Source organism: Curtobacterium sp. LFS079 (genome assembly GCF_047977865.1).
Classification (GTDB): Bacteria; Actinomycetota; Actinomycetes; order Actinomycetales; family Micrococcaceae; genus Arthrobacter.
On record NZ_JBFPFO010000003.1, the window covers coordinates 219,082 to 232,581 of the forward strand.

The window sequence follows — 13,500 nt, forward strand, 5'->3', positions numbered from 1 at the left end:
AGGAATGTGCAGCAAGACTCAACGGGTCAATCGTGTTGTGGATCACGGCACGTGTCAACGAGGACACAAAGGAGCTGGACATGGGCGTAGAACAGCGCTCCCTGGCAGAGGCGGGCCAAACGGCTAAAGGCACAGGCTTGCGGAAGATCGTGGCCGCCTCCATGGTGGGCACCGTGGTGGAGTGGTACGAATTCTTCCTCTACGCCACCGCCGCCACCCTGGTTTTCGGCAAGTACTTCTTCCCCAGCACCGGCAATGAGCTGGACGGCGTCATCCAGGCCTTCCTCACCTACGCGGTGGGCTTCGTGGCGCGGCCGCTGGGCGGCATCGTCTTCGGCCAGATCGGCGACAGGCTCGGCCGCAAACCGACCCTCCAGCTCACCATCGTTGTTGTTGGTGTCTCCACCTTCCTCATGGGCTGCCTCCCCGGCTTCGCCGAACTGGGCTACCTGGCCCCGGCGCTGCTGGTGGCGCTGCGCTTCATCCAGGGCTTCGCGCTCGGTGGCGAATGGGGCGGGGCGGTGCTGCTCGTGGCCGAACACAGCCCCAACAAATCGCGGGCGTTCTGGTCCAGCTGGCCACAGGCAGCCGTGCCGGTGGGCAACCTCCTCGCCACCCTGGTGCTGTTCATCATGTCCAAGACACTCAGCAGCGCCGACTTCCTCAGCTGGGGCTGGCGTGTGGCGTTCTGGCTGTCCGCGGTGATCGTGTTCGTGGGCTACTACATCCGCACCCACGTCACCGAGGCGCCCATCTTCCTGGAGGCGAAAGCCCAGGTGGAAAAGGAGCAGGCCGTCAGCTACGGCGTCGGCGAAGTGCTGCGCAGGTACCCCAAGGGCATCCTGCAGGCCATGGGGCTGCGCTTCGCGGAGAACATCATGTACTACCTCGTGGTGAGCTTCTCGATCGTCTACCTCAAGAGCGTGCACAAGTACGACACCTCCTCGCTGCTGCTGGCCTTGCTGATCGCCCATGTGGTGCACTTCGTGGTCATCCCGCAGGTGGGCCGGCTGGCCGACGCTTGGGGTCGAAAGCCCGTATACCTCACCGGCGCGGTGGCCGGGGCGGCCTGGCCGTTCTTCGCCTTCCCGATGTTCGACACCCTCAACCCCGTGGTGATTGTGCTGGCCGTGACGATCGGCCTGTGCCTGCACGCCTTCATGTACGCGGGCCAGCCGGCCATCATGTCCGAGCTGTTCCCCACGCGGATGCGCTACTCCGGCGTCTCCCTCGGTTCGCAGGTCACGTCGATCTTCGCCGGCTCCCTTGCTCCGCTGCTGGCGACCCAATGGCTCAAGGACACCGGCTCCTGGCTGCCAACCGCGGTCTACCTGCTGCTCGCCTGCGCGGTGACCGCCGTCGTCGTCCTGACCTTGCGGGAGACGCGCGGCGTCGCACTGGAGGACATCGACGACGCCGACGCCCGCCGCCACGGCCTGCCCGCCGCGAAGGGGGCGGGAGCGTGAGTGCGGGCCCGCTCAGCGGACGGAAGGCGCTGGTCACCGGGGGAGCCGGCGGCATCGGAGCCGCGTGCGCCCGCGAGTTCGCTGCCCGCGGCGCCAAGGTGGTGGTGGCCGACGTCGACCCCGCCGGGGCCGAAGCGCTGGCCGACGAACTCGGCGGCACCGCCTGGGCCGTGGATCTGCTGGACACGGAGGCGCTGGCGGGGCTGAGCCTCGACTGCGACATCCTGGTCAACAACGCCGGGATCCAGAAGGTGGCGCCCATCGAGGAGTTCGAACCCGGGGACTTCCGTCGCATCCTGGCGCTCATGCTCGAAGCGCCGTTCCTGCTCATCCGTGCCGCCCTGCCGCATATGTATGCCCAGGGTTTCGGCCGGATCATCAACGTGTCCTCGGTGCACGGGCTCCGGGCGTCGGCGTTCAAGAGCGCGTACGTTTCGGCCAAACACGGGCTCGAAGGGCTCAGCAAGGTGACGGCGCTGGAGGGTGGGCCACGGGGCGTGACGTCCAACTGCATCAATCCCGGCTACGTGCGCACGCCGCTGGTGGAGAAGCAACTGGCGGATCAGGCGCTGCTGCACGGCATCCCGGAATCCGAGGTCCTCGCCAAGGTGATGCTCACCGAGGCCGCCGTGAAACGGCTCGTGGAACCGGAAGAGGTTGCGTCGCTGGCCGCCTGGCTGGCCTCCGCCGACGCCGGCATGGTCACCGGCGCCAGCTACACCATGGACGGTGGCTGGTCGGCGCGGTGATCTTTGCGGACTGAAGATCGCGAGGGGCGCTGCAAACCGTCCGGCGCGGAATAGAGTGTGGCATGGCCACGATCGACTCGGCTGGTGACAGGAATCCGCCCGATGGACGCTGATTTTTTCGGGTCGTTGCTTGCCGCCGTGTTGGAGGCCCATCCGTGGGGCCGCCCCCTCGCGAGGCGGCGCTTCAAGAAGATGCTGCGGCGCGGCCAAACAGAGTGCTGGATCCGCTCGAATGACGTCGCGAAGAGCGGCATCTGGACGGACTGGGAGCGTGGATTCGTGTCATTCCGGCCGCCGAACGTGGATTTCATCCGGACTGCGTTTTCCCGGCCACCGGGTGACCCGCCCTTCACCTTCCTCGTTTCCGGCAGGTCGGATCCGGGCACCGGAAAGGGTGGCGGAAACCCTGTCCCTTATCTGGGCCGTAATGTCCGCTCGGTGCATTTGCTGACCACCAGGGGCAGCGTTGAAGTCGCAGGCTTCCCGGAGGCGATGGAAGTTCTGGAAGCCGAACTTTTCCCGCGAAATGACAGATGACGGCAGTGTTTGTTGGGAACACTGCCGTCATCTGTGAACTCGGCGGGGGACTACTTAACGAGTTCGCTTTCCTTCACCACGGGGATCGCAGCCGTCTCGTCGACCAGTTCGGCGCGCTGGCGTCCGCCGCCGCGCACCCAGAGCTTGTAGGCCACAAGGAGCAGCACAAGCCAGGCCCCGCCGACGTAGAGCGCCACGCGGGTGTCCTCGAAAACGCCCAGGATGACGATCACCAGGGCCATGAACCCGATGGTGAGCACCGACGCGGCAGGCCACAGCGGGGACGGGAACTCCGAGGTCGGCAGGCCCTTCCGGGCGATTTCCCGCTTCATGGCCACGTGCGAGGCCAGGATCATGACCCACACCCACACCGTGGCGAAGGTGGCGATCGAGGCGATGATGACGAACACGTCTTCCGGAATCACGGCATTGAGGACCACGCCCACCAGCAGGATGCCGCCCATCAGCACCACGGTCATCCACGGGACGCCGTGCCGGGAGATCTTGCCGAAGCTGGCCGGTGCGTGTCCCTGCTGGGAGAGGCCATAGAGGATCCGGCCGGCGCCGAAGATATCCGAGTTGATGGCCGAGAGCGCGGCCGTGATCACCACGGCGTTGAGGATGTGCGGTGCAGCCGGAATGCCCAGGCCGTCGAAGATCTGCACGAACGGGCTGCCGTTGTTGCCGATTTCGTTCCACGGGAAGAGGCTCATCAGCACGCCGAGGGTCAGGACGTAGAACAGCAGGACACGTACGGGAACGGTGTTGACGGCCTGCGGGATGACCTTCTTCGGGTTGGCTGCCTCACCTGCGGTGATGCCGATCGTTTCGATGCCGCCGAAGGCGAACATCACGACGGCGAACGCGGCCAGGATGCCGCCGAAACCGTTCGGGAAGAGGCCGCCGTGGTCGACCAGGTTCCCCAGGCCCGGAGCCACGCTGCTGCCCCCGGTCTGGAAGCCGAACACGATGATTGCGGCGCCGCCGGCGATCATGGCGATGATCGCGGAGACCTTGATGAGGGAGAACCAGAATTCGAGTTCGCCGAAGACCTTGACGCTGAGCAGGTTCATGGCACCCAGGAACAGGATGATGGCCAGGACCCAGATCCAGCGGTCCACCTGCGGGAACCAGAAGCCCATGTAGATGCTGAACGCCGTGACGTCGGCGATGGCCACGATCGCCATTTCGAAGACGTAGGTCCAGCCGGTCACGAAGCCGGCCAGGGGTCCGAGGTAGCGGCTGGCGTACTGGCCGAAGGAACCGGAAACGGGGTGCCGCACGGCCATTTCACCGAGGGCCCGCATCACCATGAATACGGCGGCGCCGCCGATCATGTAGGCGAGGAGCACTCCCGGGCCGGCCTTCTGGATTGCTGCCGCGGAACCGTAGAACAGGCCGGTGCCGATCGCGGAGCCGAGGGCCATGAAGCGGATGTGGCGGACGTTGAGGCCTCGGTTCAGTGCGGTCGCCACAGTGCCGGCCGTCGCACCGGTCGTGGCCGCTCCGGCGGCGCTTGGTGCTTGTTGCATGCGAATAACCTTCTCGTCATTGGGAGGGGGATCGTTAACCAGCAGACCATTTTCCGGAGGCCTGTGATTGGTTTCACGGGCCATTGGTGTCTTTCATCTCAGACGGTCGGAGAATTGAGGGGTCGGGATTCCCCGGCCAGCCGGCATTAAGGAGCAGCGTCATGGGTGACTTCATTGCGTACCTCGATACCTCGGAGGTCCTCCCCGGGAAGCTGGAGGAGCTCAAACCCGCCATGGCCGCACTGGCCCGGTTCGTGGAGGAAAACGAACCCCGGATCCTTGGCTATACCGTCCACTTCACCGAGGACGGAACGGAAATGAGCGTCCTGCACTTTCACGAGGATGTGGAGTCATTGATGTTCCACATGGACGTCGCAGGCGCGAAATTCCCGCCGATTGCCCCGCTCATCCGCATGAAGAGCATTGAGATCTTCGGTCACCCCACCGAGGAACTGCTTGCCAAATCCAAGGCGAAGGCCGAACTCCTGGGAAGCGGCACCGTCATCGTCCGTGAGCTGCACGCCGGTTTCGCGCGGCCCGGGAAAGGCTGACCATCCGGATGGCTCACGGCGGCGCCCGGGAATTCGCGCGGTTGTCCGGGATCCAAGACACCTATTGGCCGGCGGGCCTTCGCATTTTCTTGCGGTCGGCGCAAGCTTAAGTACGGGATACCGGACACTCATACCCTTCCAAGAGGAACCATGACCGCACAGCCGCTGGCGCCAGGCAAAGCCACTTCCAAAGTCCCGGCCGCCGAAAACACCCTTCGCATCCTCAAACTGCTGGCTTCCCGCCGCGGCCCGATGGCGGCGTCGAACATTGCCACCTCGCTGGGCCTGCCGCGCTCAAGCGTCTACCACCTGCTGGGCGTGATGGAGGCCAACGGCTTCGTGCTGCACCTGCATGAGGAGCAGCGCTACGGGCTGGGCATCAGCGCCTTTGAGCTCAGCTCCGCCTACTCCCGGCAGGAGCCGCTCTCCCGGCTGGGCCGGCCCATGCTGGCGTCCCTCGTGGACGTCATCGGCGAGAGCGCGCACCTCGCCGTGCTGCACGGCCGCGACGTTCTCTACATCGTGGAGGAGCGGGCCAAGAACCGCCCCTCCCTGGTGACCGACGTCGGCGTCCGCCTGCCCAGCCACCTCACCGCCAGCGGACGCGCCATCCTGGCCGCGCTGCCGAAGTCGCAGGTCCGCGCGCTGTACCCGAACGCGGCAGCATTCACGGCCCGGCACGAGATGGAATCGCCCATCATGAAGTACTCGGCGCTCTCCTCGCATCTGGACCAGGTCCGCCAGCGCGGCTACGCCACCGAACACGGCGAAGTCACGCCCGGCTTCGGTTCGATCGCCGCCGCCGTCACGGACCATGTGGGATGGCCGACGGCGGCAGTCGCCGTGACCTTCCTCGAGGACAAAGTGGCCGCCGGGGAGTGGCCGGCCCTCGCCGGCCGCATCCAGAAGGCGGCGGACGAGCTCTCGAACCGCATTTACGGCCGTCCGGCCCAGTAGGCGGGCAGCACGGCGGACGAGGTTCCCGAGCCTCCCGTTCCAGTCTGGAATCCCGGACACAACCCCCAGAAAAGCCATTCCGCCGCCGTTGCGGACAGGCTCTACTGGATACAGAAGATCTTTCCCGAAACCACCCATCAAGAGACGAAGGAGCCCTCCATGGCACCCGCCGATTTCACCACCGGAGCCCGCCCGGTCAAAGCTGCCCGCGGCACCGAGCTCACCGCCAAGAGCTGGCAGACCGAAGCGCCGCTGCGCATGCTCATGAACAACCTGGACCCCGAGGTCGCCGAGCGTCCGGACGACCTGGTGGTCTACGGCGGCACCGGCCGCGCCGCCCGCAGCTGGGCCGCGTTCGACGCCATCACCCGCACCCTGGAAACCATGGAGAAGGACGAGACCCTCCTGGTCCAGTCCGGCAAGCCGGTGGGCGTCTTCCGCACCAACGAATGGGCACCCCGCGTGCTGCTGGCCAATTCCAACCTCGTGGGCGACTGGGCAACGTGGCCCGAATTCCGCCGCCTCGAGGCCGAGGGCCTGATGATGTACGGCCAGATGACCGCCGGTTCCTGGATCTACATCGGTACCCAGGGCATCCTGCAGGGCACCTACGAGACCTTCGCCGCCGTCGGCAACAAGCTCGCTGCCGAGGGCCGCCACCCGGCACCCGCCGCCGAAGGTTCCACCGAGGGCCCGCTGGCCGGCACCCTGACCCTGACCGGCGGCTGCGGTGGCATGGGCGGCGCCCAGCCGCTCGCCGTCACCCTGAACGACGGCGCCTGCCTGATCGTCGACGTCGACGAGTCCCGCCTGCGCCGCCGCGTCGGCAAGCGCTACCTGGACGAGGTCGAGACCGACCTGGACACCGCCATCGCCAAGGTCCAGAAGGCCAAGGAAGAGCGCCGCGGCTGGTCCGTGGGCTACGTCGGCAACGCTGCCGAGGTCTTCCCCGAGCTGCTCCGCCGCCACAAGGCCGGCGAGCTGACCATCGACGTCGTCACCGACCAGACCTCCGCCCACGACCCGCTGTCCTACCTCCCCGAGGGCATCACTGTGGACGAATGGCACCGCGAAGCCGAGGCCGATCCGGAAGGCTTCACCAAGAAGGCCCAGGCTTCCATGGCCCGCCAGGTCCAGGCCATGGTCGAGTTCCAGGACGCCGGCGCCGAGACCTTCGACTACGGCAACTCCATCCGCGACGAAGCACGCAAGGGCGGCTACGACCGCGCCTTCGAATTCCCCGGCTTCGTTCCGGCCTACATCCGCCCGCTGTTCTGCGAGGGCCTCGGCCCGTTCCGCTGGGTGGCACTGTCCGGCGACCCGGAAGACATCCGCGTCACCGACGAAGCCATCAAGGAGCTGTTCCCGGAGAACAAGCACCTGCACAAGTGGATCGACGCCGCCCAGGAGCGCGTGGAGTTCGAAGGCCTCCCGGCCCGCATCTGCTGGCTCGGCTACGGCGAACGCCACAAGGCCGGCCTGCTCTTCAACAAGCTCGTCGCCGAGGGCAAGGTCAAGGCCCCGATCGTCATCGGCCGTGACCACCTCGACTCCGGCTCCGTGGCCTCCCCGTACCGCGAGACCGAAGCCATGAAGGACGGCTCCGACGCGATCGCCGACTGGCCGCTGCTGAACGCCCTGACCGCCGCCTCCTCCGGCGCCACCTGGGTGTCCATCCACCATGGCGGTGGCGTGGGCATCGGCCGCTCGATCCACACCGGCCAGGTTTCCGTGGCCGACGGCACCGAGCTCGCGGCCCAGAAGCTTGAGCGCCTCCTCACCAACGACCCCGGCATGGGTGTCATCCGCCACGTCGACGCCGGCTACGAGCGCGCCGTCGAGGTCGCCGCCGAGCGCGGTGTCCGCATCCCGATGAACGAGAAGTAGGAAACAAAAGTGACTACCATCACCAACGAAGCGCTGACCGTCACCCTCGGTTCCAGCGGCGTCACCGCCGAGGACGTCCTTGCCGTTGCACGCCACGACGCGAAGGTCGCCGTCTCCCAGGAAGCCCTGGACTACGTGGCCCAGGTCCGCGCCCACATCGACGGCCTCGCCCACAGCGAGACCCCGGCCTACGGCGTCTCCACCGGTTTCGGTGCCCTTGCCAACCGCCACATCCCGGGCGGGCTGCGCACCCAGCTGCAGAAGTCGCTGATCCGCAGCCACGCTGCCGGCATGGGGCCGGCCGTGGAACGCGAAGTCATCCGCGCCATCATGTTCCTGCGTGCCAAGACCCTGGCCTCGGGCCGCACCGGCGTCCGCCCGGTGGTCCTGGAGACCTTCGTCAAGCTGCTCAACGCCGGCATCACCCCGGTGGTCAAGGAGTTCGGTTCGCTGGGCTGCTCCGGCGACCTCGCTCCGCTCTCCCACTGCGCCCTCGTGCTCATGGGTGAAGGCGAAGCCACCGGCCCCGACGGCGAGCTCTACGGCGTCGAAGGCCGCCCCGCCGTCGCCGAGCTGCTGGCGCAGCACGGCATCGAGCCGGTGACCCTGGCCGAGAAGGAAGGCCTGGCGCTGGTCAACGGCACCGAGGGCATGCTCGGCATGCTGCTCATGGCCATCGCGGACCTCCGCAACCTGATGACGACGGCGGACATCACCGCCGCGCTCAGCGTCGAGGCGCTGCTCGGCACGGACCAGGTGTTCCTGCCCGAGCTGCACGCAGCCCTGCGCCCGCACCCGGGCCAGGCCGCCAGCGCTGACAACATGCTGAAGGTGCTGTCCAACTCGCCGATCGTGGCCTCCCACCGTGAAGGCGACACCCGCGTCCAGGACGCCTACTCGCTGCGCTGCGCCCCGCAGGTTGCCGGTGCCGTCCGCGACACCGTGACCCACGCCGAGCTCGTGGCCACCCGCGAACTGGCCGCCGCGATCGACAACCCGGTGGTGCTCCCGGACGGCCGCGTGTCCTCCAACGGCAACTTCCACGGCGCCCCCGTGGCCTACGTGCTGGACTTCCTGGCGATCGCCGTGGCGGACCTGTCCTCCATCGCCGAGCGCCGCACGGACCGCATGCTGGACCCGGCCCGCTCGCACGGCCTGCCGGCCTTCCTGGCCGACGATCCCGGCGTGGACTCCGGCCTCATGATCGCCCAGTACACCCAGGCCGGCCTGGTCTCGGACAACAAGCGGCTGGCCGTTCCGGCGTCGGTGGACTCCATCCCGAGCTCCGCCATGCAGGAAGACCACGTCTCCATGGGTTGGCACGCCGCCCGCAAGCTGCGCAAGGCCGTGGAGAACCTCCGCCGCGTCCTGGCGGTGGAGCTGGTCACCAGCACCCGCGCCATCGACATCCGCACCAAGCTGTCCGACGGCGAACTGACCCCCGGCCCCGCCGGTGCGGCGGTGCTCGAGGTGCTGCGCGCCGTCGTCGCCGGTCCCGGAACCGACCGTTTCCTCTCCCCGGAGCTGGAAGCGGCGGACCGTCTGGTGGGCTCCGGCGCCGTGCGCGAAGCCGCCGAATCCGCCGTCGGGATCCTCGCCTGATCCCGAAGAAAATGCGGTCCAGGTAAACATTGGATGGCGCCCCGGAAATGTTAGGCAACAGCCGCGTCCGGGGCGCCTTCCGTGTAGTAGAACTTATGGGGTACGGCATGTCCGCGCCGACGATGTCGCGGGCGTGTCGGATGACATACACAACTGAAGATACGAACATCCACAAAGGGGTAGAAGTTCAATGAAGTCACGCGGATCCGTCCTGTCCAGGCGAATCGCACATGCCGTCACCGTTGCCGACTGGGCAAGCCTGGAGGCAGGGGAGCGGATCGAGGTCGTCAAGCACGCGCACGTGATCGCGGCGGGGGAAGTCCAGGAGGTTTCTGCGAGCGGAAACCTCGTGTGGCTTGAGCCTGCCGGTCCCGGTGCCGACGCGGCCGCCAAGCAGCTTTTCATGAAGTCCGACGGCGTGGAGCTGCGCCGGGCGTAAACTGGGCTCGAAAGACTGAGGCTCCCGAAACCGGGGCTTGTCCGCACCACAGCACCTTGCGGGAATGGCGAACAGGCCCCGGTTTTTTGCTGCCTGGCCCCCGCAGCGCGCGAGCCGGGCAGCCCGCGGGAGTGGCTGCCTTTACAGGTAACGACAGTGCCTCCCACCGCCCCGCGGTCCAGGCGTACTGTCGGAAACATGGACCACCGCAGCGAAATCCGCGAATTCCTCAGCAGCCGCCGGGCCCGGATCACCCCGGAGCAGGCCGGGCTGCCCGCGTACGGCAGCAACCGCCGGGTGCAGGGGCTCCGCCGGGAAGAAGTGGCGCTGCTGGCCGGGGTCAGCATCGACTACTACGTGCGCATGGAACGCGGCAACCTCGGCGGGGTGTCCGAGGGCGTGCTCAACGCCGTCGCCCGCGCCCTGCAGCTCGACGACGCCGAGCATACGCACCTGTTCGAACTGGCAAAGCGTTCGACGGCGGCGCCTCCCCGGCAGCGCCGGCAGGCCCCGAAACAGGTGAGTGCGTCCATGCAGCAATTGCTCGACGCGATCACGGAGGCGCCCGCCTGGATCCGCAACGCCCGGTACGACCACTTGGCCAGCAACAGCATGGCCCGGGCCCTGTACGCGCCCATGATGAACAGTGCCGAACAACCCGCCAATTCGGCCCGTTTCCTGTACCTCGATCCGGCTGCCCAGGAGTTCTTCATGGACTGGGATCGCGCTGCGGACGACGTTGCGGCCATGCTCCGCTCCGAAGCCGGCAGGAACCCCTACGACAAGGCCCTCAGCGAGCTGATCGGCGAACTTTCCACCCGCAGCGAGGTGTTCCGGCAGCGCTGGGCCAAGCACAACGTCCGCTTCCACCGCACCGGCTTCAAGAGGTTCCACCACCCCGTGGTGGGAGACCTCGAAATGAACTTCGAGGCGATGGAGTTCCCCTCCGAGCCCGGACTGACACTCCTCGTCTACACCGCTGCCGCCGGCACGCCCACCGCGGATGCCCTGAAGCTGCTCGGCAGCTGGGCGAAGACGCAGGAGCTGAACGCCGGCACTGGGATGAACGCGGACGCCGTGCTGAATACAGGAACCGAGGGGGCGGCCACTGAATCGCCTCTTGGAAAGCGCCCGTGACGGCCCGGACGCTGCCGCGCCTGCTGGTGCCATCCTCCGCCCTCCTGTGGGGACTGCAGTTCGCCTTCCTCAACCCTGTGCTGGCCCTGCTGCTGACCGGTTTGTTCGGTGCCAGCCCGGCCGACGTCGGCTGGGTGCTGGCGGCCTCCAACGCCAGCGGCTTTGCGGCCTCGCTCCTGCTTCCGGCGTATGCCGACCGCCGGAAGGACTACTTGCGTCCCATGCTGGCCTGCGGGGCCCTGACGCTGGCCCTCGCCGCGGCACTGGGGGCGGCCGCCTCGCTGCCGTTCGCCGTCGTCGCCTTGATCGTCCTGGGCGCCCCGGCGGGAGTCGGGACGTCCCTGCTTTTTGCCCATCTCCGGCATTCGGGTGCGGCCGCGGCGGATGTCGTGAATACCAGGGCCTACATCGCCTTCGCGTGGGTCGCGGGACCGCCGCTGGCAACCTTGATCATGGGAGCCTTCGGCGATCGCTCGGTGCTCCTGGCAATCGCTGCGATTGCCGCGCTCAACATCGGCACCACGGCGGCCATGATCGCCCGGCGCCGCGCCGCCGGCGCTGCTGTCCCGAAAGCAGCCCACGACGGCGGCCCGCCGGTCCGCAAGGCGACCGTGGCCGCCGTCGTGCTTGGGTTCATTGCGCTGCAGGCGAGCAACACCGCCGCGGTGTCCTTCATGGGGCTGTTCGTCAGCCACGGGCTGCGGCTCGATGTCTTCTGGGCAGGCGCCGCGTTGGGGACGTGCGCGGCCCTGGAGGTCCCCGCCCTGCTCATGGTTGCCCGCCTGGGCCGCCGCTTCTCAAGCAGGACGCTCCTCACCGGCGGATGCCTCGCGGGGATCGCCTACTACGGCTCGATGGCCTTCGTCTCCCATCCCGCGATTCTGATCGGGCTACAGCTTCTCAACGCCTGGTTCTTCGCGACTGTGTCGGGCGTGGGAATGACCCTTTTCCAGCAGATCATTGCGCGGCCGGGTCTCGCCTCGGGGCTGTGGACCAACTCCGCGCGCCTCGGCGCGATTGTTGCCGGTGCGGCCATCAGCATCGGTACGACGACGGCGCTCGGCTACCACGGCGTCTTCGCCTGCTCGGCGGGGCTCACCGCGTTCGCCCTGCTCCTGCTCAACCTGATGGCCCGGGCCATCCGGCGCGCTGCGCCGGAACCACGCCACCAACCATCCACGGAAGGAAACCACCATGGAACTCCTGCACAAGACCCCCAGCACCAAGGGGCCCACTGAAAACTTCTTGAGCAACCGGAAGGTTTGAATCATGCATACACGTGAACTGGGCCAAGGCCTGAAGGTCTCCGCCGTCGGCCTTGGCTGCATGGGGATGTCCCAGAGCTATGGACCGAACCCCGGTACGCGGGAAGACATGCTCAAGGTGATCCGTTCGGCGGTCGACCTTGGTGTCACGTTTTTCGACACCGCCGAGGTCTACGGACCGTATGTGAATGAGGAACTCGTCGGGGAAGCGCTTCGCCCGGTCCGGGATGAGGTTGTCATTGCCACCAAGTTCGGCTGGCGGATCGAGGACGGTAAGAGCGTCGGGCTCGACAGCAGCCCTGAACAGATCCGGCGCGTAGCCGACGCATCCCTCAAACGGCTGGGCACCGACGTGATCGGTTTGTTCTACCAGCACCGGGTCGACCCCGACGTCCCGATTGAGGATGTGGCCGGAACGGTCCGGGAACTGATCCAGGAGGGCAAGGTGCGGCACTTTGGTTTGTCCGAGGCATCGGCCGGGACCATCCGCCGCGCGCATGCTGTCCAGCCGCTTGCCGCCTTGCAAAGTGAGTATTCGTTGTGGACGCGGGACCCGGAAAGGGAGATCCTGCCCACGCTGGGGGAACTTGGCATCGGCTTTGTCCCGTTCAGCCCGCTGGGGAAGGGCTTCCTGACCGGGAAAGTGGATGCCTCCAGGACATTTGCAGCGGGGGACGTCCGGGCTACGATCCCGAGGTTTTCGGAGGAAAACCGGGCGGCCAACGCGGCCCTGGTTGATCACGTTGCCGGACTCGCACGCAGCAAAGGGGCGACGCCGGGGCAGATTGCTTTGGCGTGGCTGTTGGCTCAGCAACCGTGGATCGTGCCGATCCCCGGAACCCGCAGCACGTCCCGGATCGCGGAAAACGCGGGATCGACGCAAGTGGAGCTCTCCGCGGACGAACTGCACGATCTCGACACGCTGGCTCAGCGCATGGGTGTTTTCGGCGACCGTTACAACGAAACCCACATGGGATACGTCAACGGATGAGCCTTGGCCCCCGCAACGGAAAACGGCCCCTGCAAGCTTTGAACGGTAGCTTGCAGGGGCCGTCCCCTGTGTTTGTTGCTGTTGCTGAGCCCCGCGCTGGGCTCAGGCGGCGATCGCTTCGCGGGTCTGGCCGAAGGGCACCGACTCGTCGAAGGCGACGGTGTAGCTACCCGGCTTGTGGCGGGTAACGAGGATGCCGCAGTCAGCGTGTTCTGCCGCATCCTCGATCAGGGTCTTGACTGCCTGGTCCAGGCCGTCGTGGATTTCCTGGCCATTCGAAAAGGTCAGGTGGATTTCGCGCTCTGCTGTCATTGCAGGGGTCATGTTGGGGGCCTCCTATAACTTGCCGCATGCGAAGGCGGCTTATCAATCATAGAGGGTGACCGC

13 protein-coding genes are annotated in these 13,500 nt (G+C 67.0%); 11 read left to right on the forward strand and 2 right to left on the reverse strand.

Going from position 1 to position 13,500, the window contains the following annotated elements; all coding sequences use genetic code 11:
- The first annotated feature begins 80 nt into the window (after positions 1-80).
- The 3 genes from ACNQPB_RS06925 (at position 81) to ACNQPB_RS06935 (ending at position 2,752) form a co-directional block, all read left to right on the forward strand.
- A complete protein-coding gene (locus ACNQPB_RS06925; RefSeq protein WP_498750268.1) occupies positions 81-1,466 on the forward strand; it encodes an MFS transporter in 1,386 nt (461 codons plus the stop codon).
- The gene (locus tag ACNQPB_RS06930; protein ID WP_498750269.1) at positions 1,463-2,215 is read left to right on the forward strand and encodes a 3-hydroxybutyrate dehydrogenase; all 753 of its coding nucleotides are present in this window, start codon (positions 1,463-1,465) and stop codon (positions 2,213-2,215) included. Before ACNQPB_RS06925 ends, ACNQPB_RS06930 begins: the two co-directional genes overlap by 4 nt.
- A gap of 102 nt (positions 2,216-2,317) precedes the next feature.
- Positions 2,318-2,752 (forward strand): hypothetical protein, encoded by a 435-nt coding sequence (locus ACNQPB_RS06935; RefSeq protein ID WP_498750271.1) that lies wholly within the window; start codon positions 2,318-2,320, stop codon positions 2,750-2,752.
- Between the two features lie 50 nt (positions 2,753-2,802).
- Here the strand turns inward: ACNQPB_RS06935 and ACNQPB_RS06940 are convergent, their stop codons facing one another.
- Positions 2,803-4,284, reverse strand: a complete 1,482-nt coding sequence (locus ACNQPB_RS06940; protein WP_498750273.1) for an amino acid permease — start codon at positions 4,282-4,284, stop codon at positions 2,803-2,805.
- A 161-nt stretch (positions 4,285-4,445) separates the two neighbouring features.
- Between ACNQPB_RS06940 and ACNQPB_RS06945 the strand changes: the two genes are divergently transcribed.
- The 8 genes from ACNQPB_RS06945 to ACNQPB_RS06980 all read left to right on the forward strand — a co-directional run bounded on the left by ACNQPB_RS06945 (position 4,446) and on the right by ACNQPB_RS06980 (position 13,113).
- Complete coding sequence (locus tag ACNQPB_RS06945; protein ID WP_498750275.1) at positions 4,446-4,835, forward strand: hypothetical protein; 390 nt, start codon at positions 4,446-4,448, stop codon at positions 4,833-4,835.
- A gap of 150 nt (positions 4,836-4,985) precedes the next feature.
- Positions 4,986-5,792, forward strand: coding sequence for an IclR family transcriptional regulator (locus ACNQPB_RS06950; protein ID WP_498750277.1), 807 nt, complete (start codon positions 4,986-4,988; stop codon positions 5,790-5,792).
- Positions 5,793-5,951: 159 nt separating this feature from the next.
- Positions 5,952-7,679, forward strand: a complete 1,728-nt coding sequence (gene hutU / locus ACNQPB_RS06955; RefSeq protein WP_498750279.1) for a urocanate hydratase — start codon at positions 5,952-5,954, stop codon at positions 7,677-7,679.
- A gap of 9 nt (positions 7,680-7,688) precedes the next feature.
- Positions 7,689-9,281, forward strand: a complete 1,593-nt coding sequence (hutH, locus tag ACNQPB_RS06960; RefSeq protein ID WP_498750280.1) for a histidine ammonia-lyase — start codon at positions 7,689-7,691, stop codon at positions 9,279-9,281.
- Positions 9,282-9,471: 190 nt separating this feature from the next.
- A complete protein-coding gene (locus tag ACNQPB_RS06965) occupies positions 9,472-9,720 on the forward strand; it encodes a hypothetical protein (protein WP_498750282.1) in 249 nt (82 codons plus the stop codon).
- Between the two features lie 198 nt (positions 9,721-9,918).
- A complete protein-coding gene (locus tag ACNQPB_RS06970; RefSeq protein WP_498750284.1) occupies positions 9,919-10,857 on the forward strand; it encodes a helix-turn-helix transcriptional regulator in 939 nt (312 codons plus the stop codon).
- Entirely contained in the window at positions 10,854-12,095 is a 1,242-nt protein-coding gene (locus ACNQPB_RS06975; protein WP_498750285.1) for an MFS transporter, read from the forward strand. Before ACNQPB_RS06970 ends, ACNQPB_RS06975 begins: the two co-directional genes overlap by 4 nt.
- A 31-nt stretch (positions 12,096-12,126) precedes the next feature.
- Positions 12,127-13,113 carry an aldo/keto reductase gene (locus tag ACNQPB_RS06980; protein ID WP_498750286.1) on the forward strand — a complete coding sequence of 329 codons (987 nt, stop codon included), beginning with the start codon at positions 12,127-12,129 and terminating at the stop codon, positions 13,111-13,113.
- Positions 13,114-13,215: 102 nt separating this feature from the next.
- Here ACNQPB_RS06980 and ACNQPB_RS06985 read toward each other — a convergent pair whose 3' ends face one another.
- A complete protein-coding gene (locus tag ACNQPB_RS06985; RefSeq protein WP_498750288.1) occupies positions 13,216-13,437 on the reverse strand; it encodes a hypothetical protein in 222 nt (73 codons plus the stop codon).
- Positions 13,438-13,500: the final 63 nt, after the last annotated feature.

What these genes read in the sequence shown, in the direction of transcription:
- ACNQPB_RS06925 (WP_498750268.1), top strand. Translation starts at nt 81, where the DNA reads ATGGGCGTAGAACAGCGCTCCCTGGCAGAGGCGGGCCAAACGGCTAAA.
- ACNQPB_RS06935 (WP_498750271.1), top strand. Translation starts at nt 2,318, where the DNA reads ATGGACGCTGATTTTTTCGGGTCGTTGCTTGCCGCCGTGTTGGAGGCC.
- ACNQPB_RS06940 (WP_498750273.1), bottom strand. Translation starts at nt 4,284, where the DNA reads ATGCAACAAGCACCAAGCGCCGCCGGAGCGGCCACGACCGGTGCGACG.
- ACNQPB_RS06945 (WP_498750275.1), top strand. Translation starts at nt 4,446, where the DNA reads ATGGGTGACTTCATTGCGTACCTCGATACCTCGGAGGTCCTCCCCGGG.
- ACNQPB_RS06950 (WP_498750277.1), top strand. Translation starts at nt 4,986, where the DNA reads ATGACCGCACAGCCGCTGGCGCCAGGCAAAGCCACTTCCAAAGTCCCG.
- hutU (WP_498750279.1), top strand. Translation starts at nt 5,952, where the DNA reads ATGGCACCCGCCGATTTCACCACCGGAGCCCGCCCGGTCAAAGCTGCC.
- ACNQPB_RS06965 (WP_498750282.1), top strand. Translation starts at nt 9,472, where the DNA reads ATGAAGTCACGCGGATCCGTCCTGTCCAGGCGAATCGCACATGCCGTC.
- ACNQPB_RS06970 (WP_498750284.1), top strand. Translation starts at nt 9,919, where the DNA reads ATGGACCACCGCAGCGAAATCCGCGAATTCCTCAGCAGCCGCCGGGCC.
- ACNQPB_RS06980 (WP_498750286.1), top strand. Translation starts at nt 12,127, where the DNA reads ATGCATACACGTGAACTGGGCCAAGGCCTGAAGGTCTCCGCCGTCGGC.
- ACNQPB_RS06985 (WP_498750288.1), bottom strand. Translation starts at nt 13,437, where the DNA reads ATGACCCCTGCAATGACAGCAGAGCGCGAAATCCACCTGACCTTTTCG.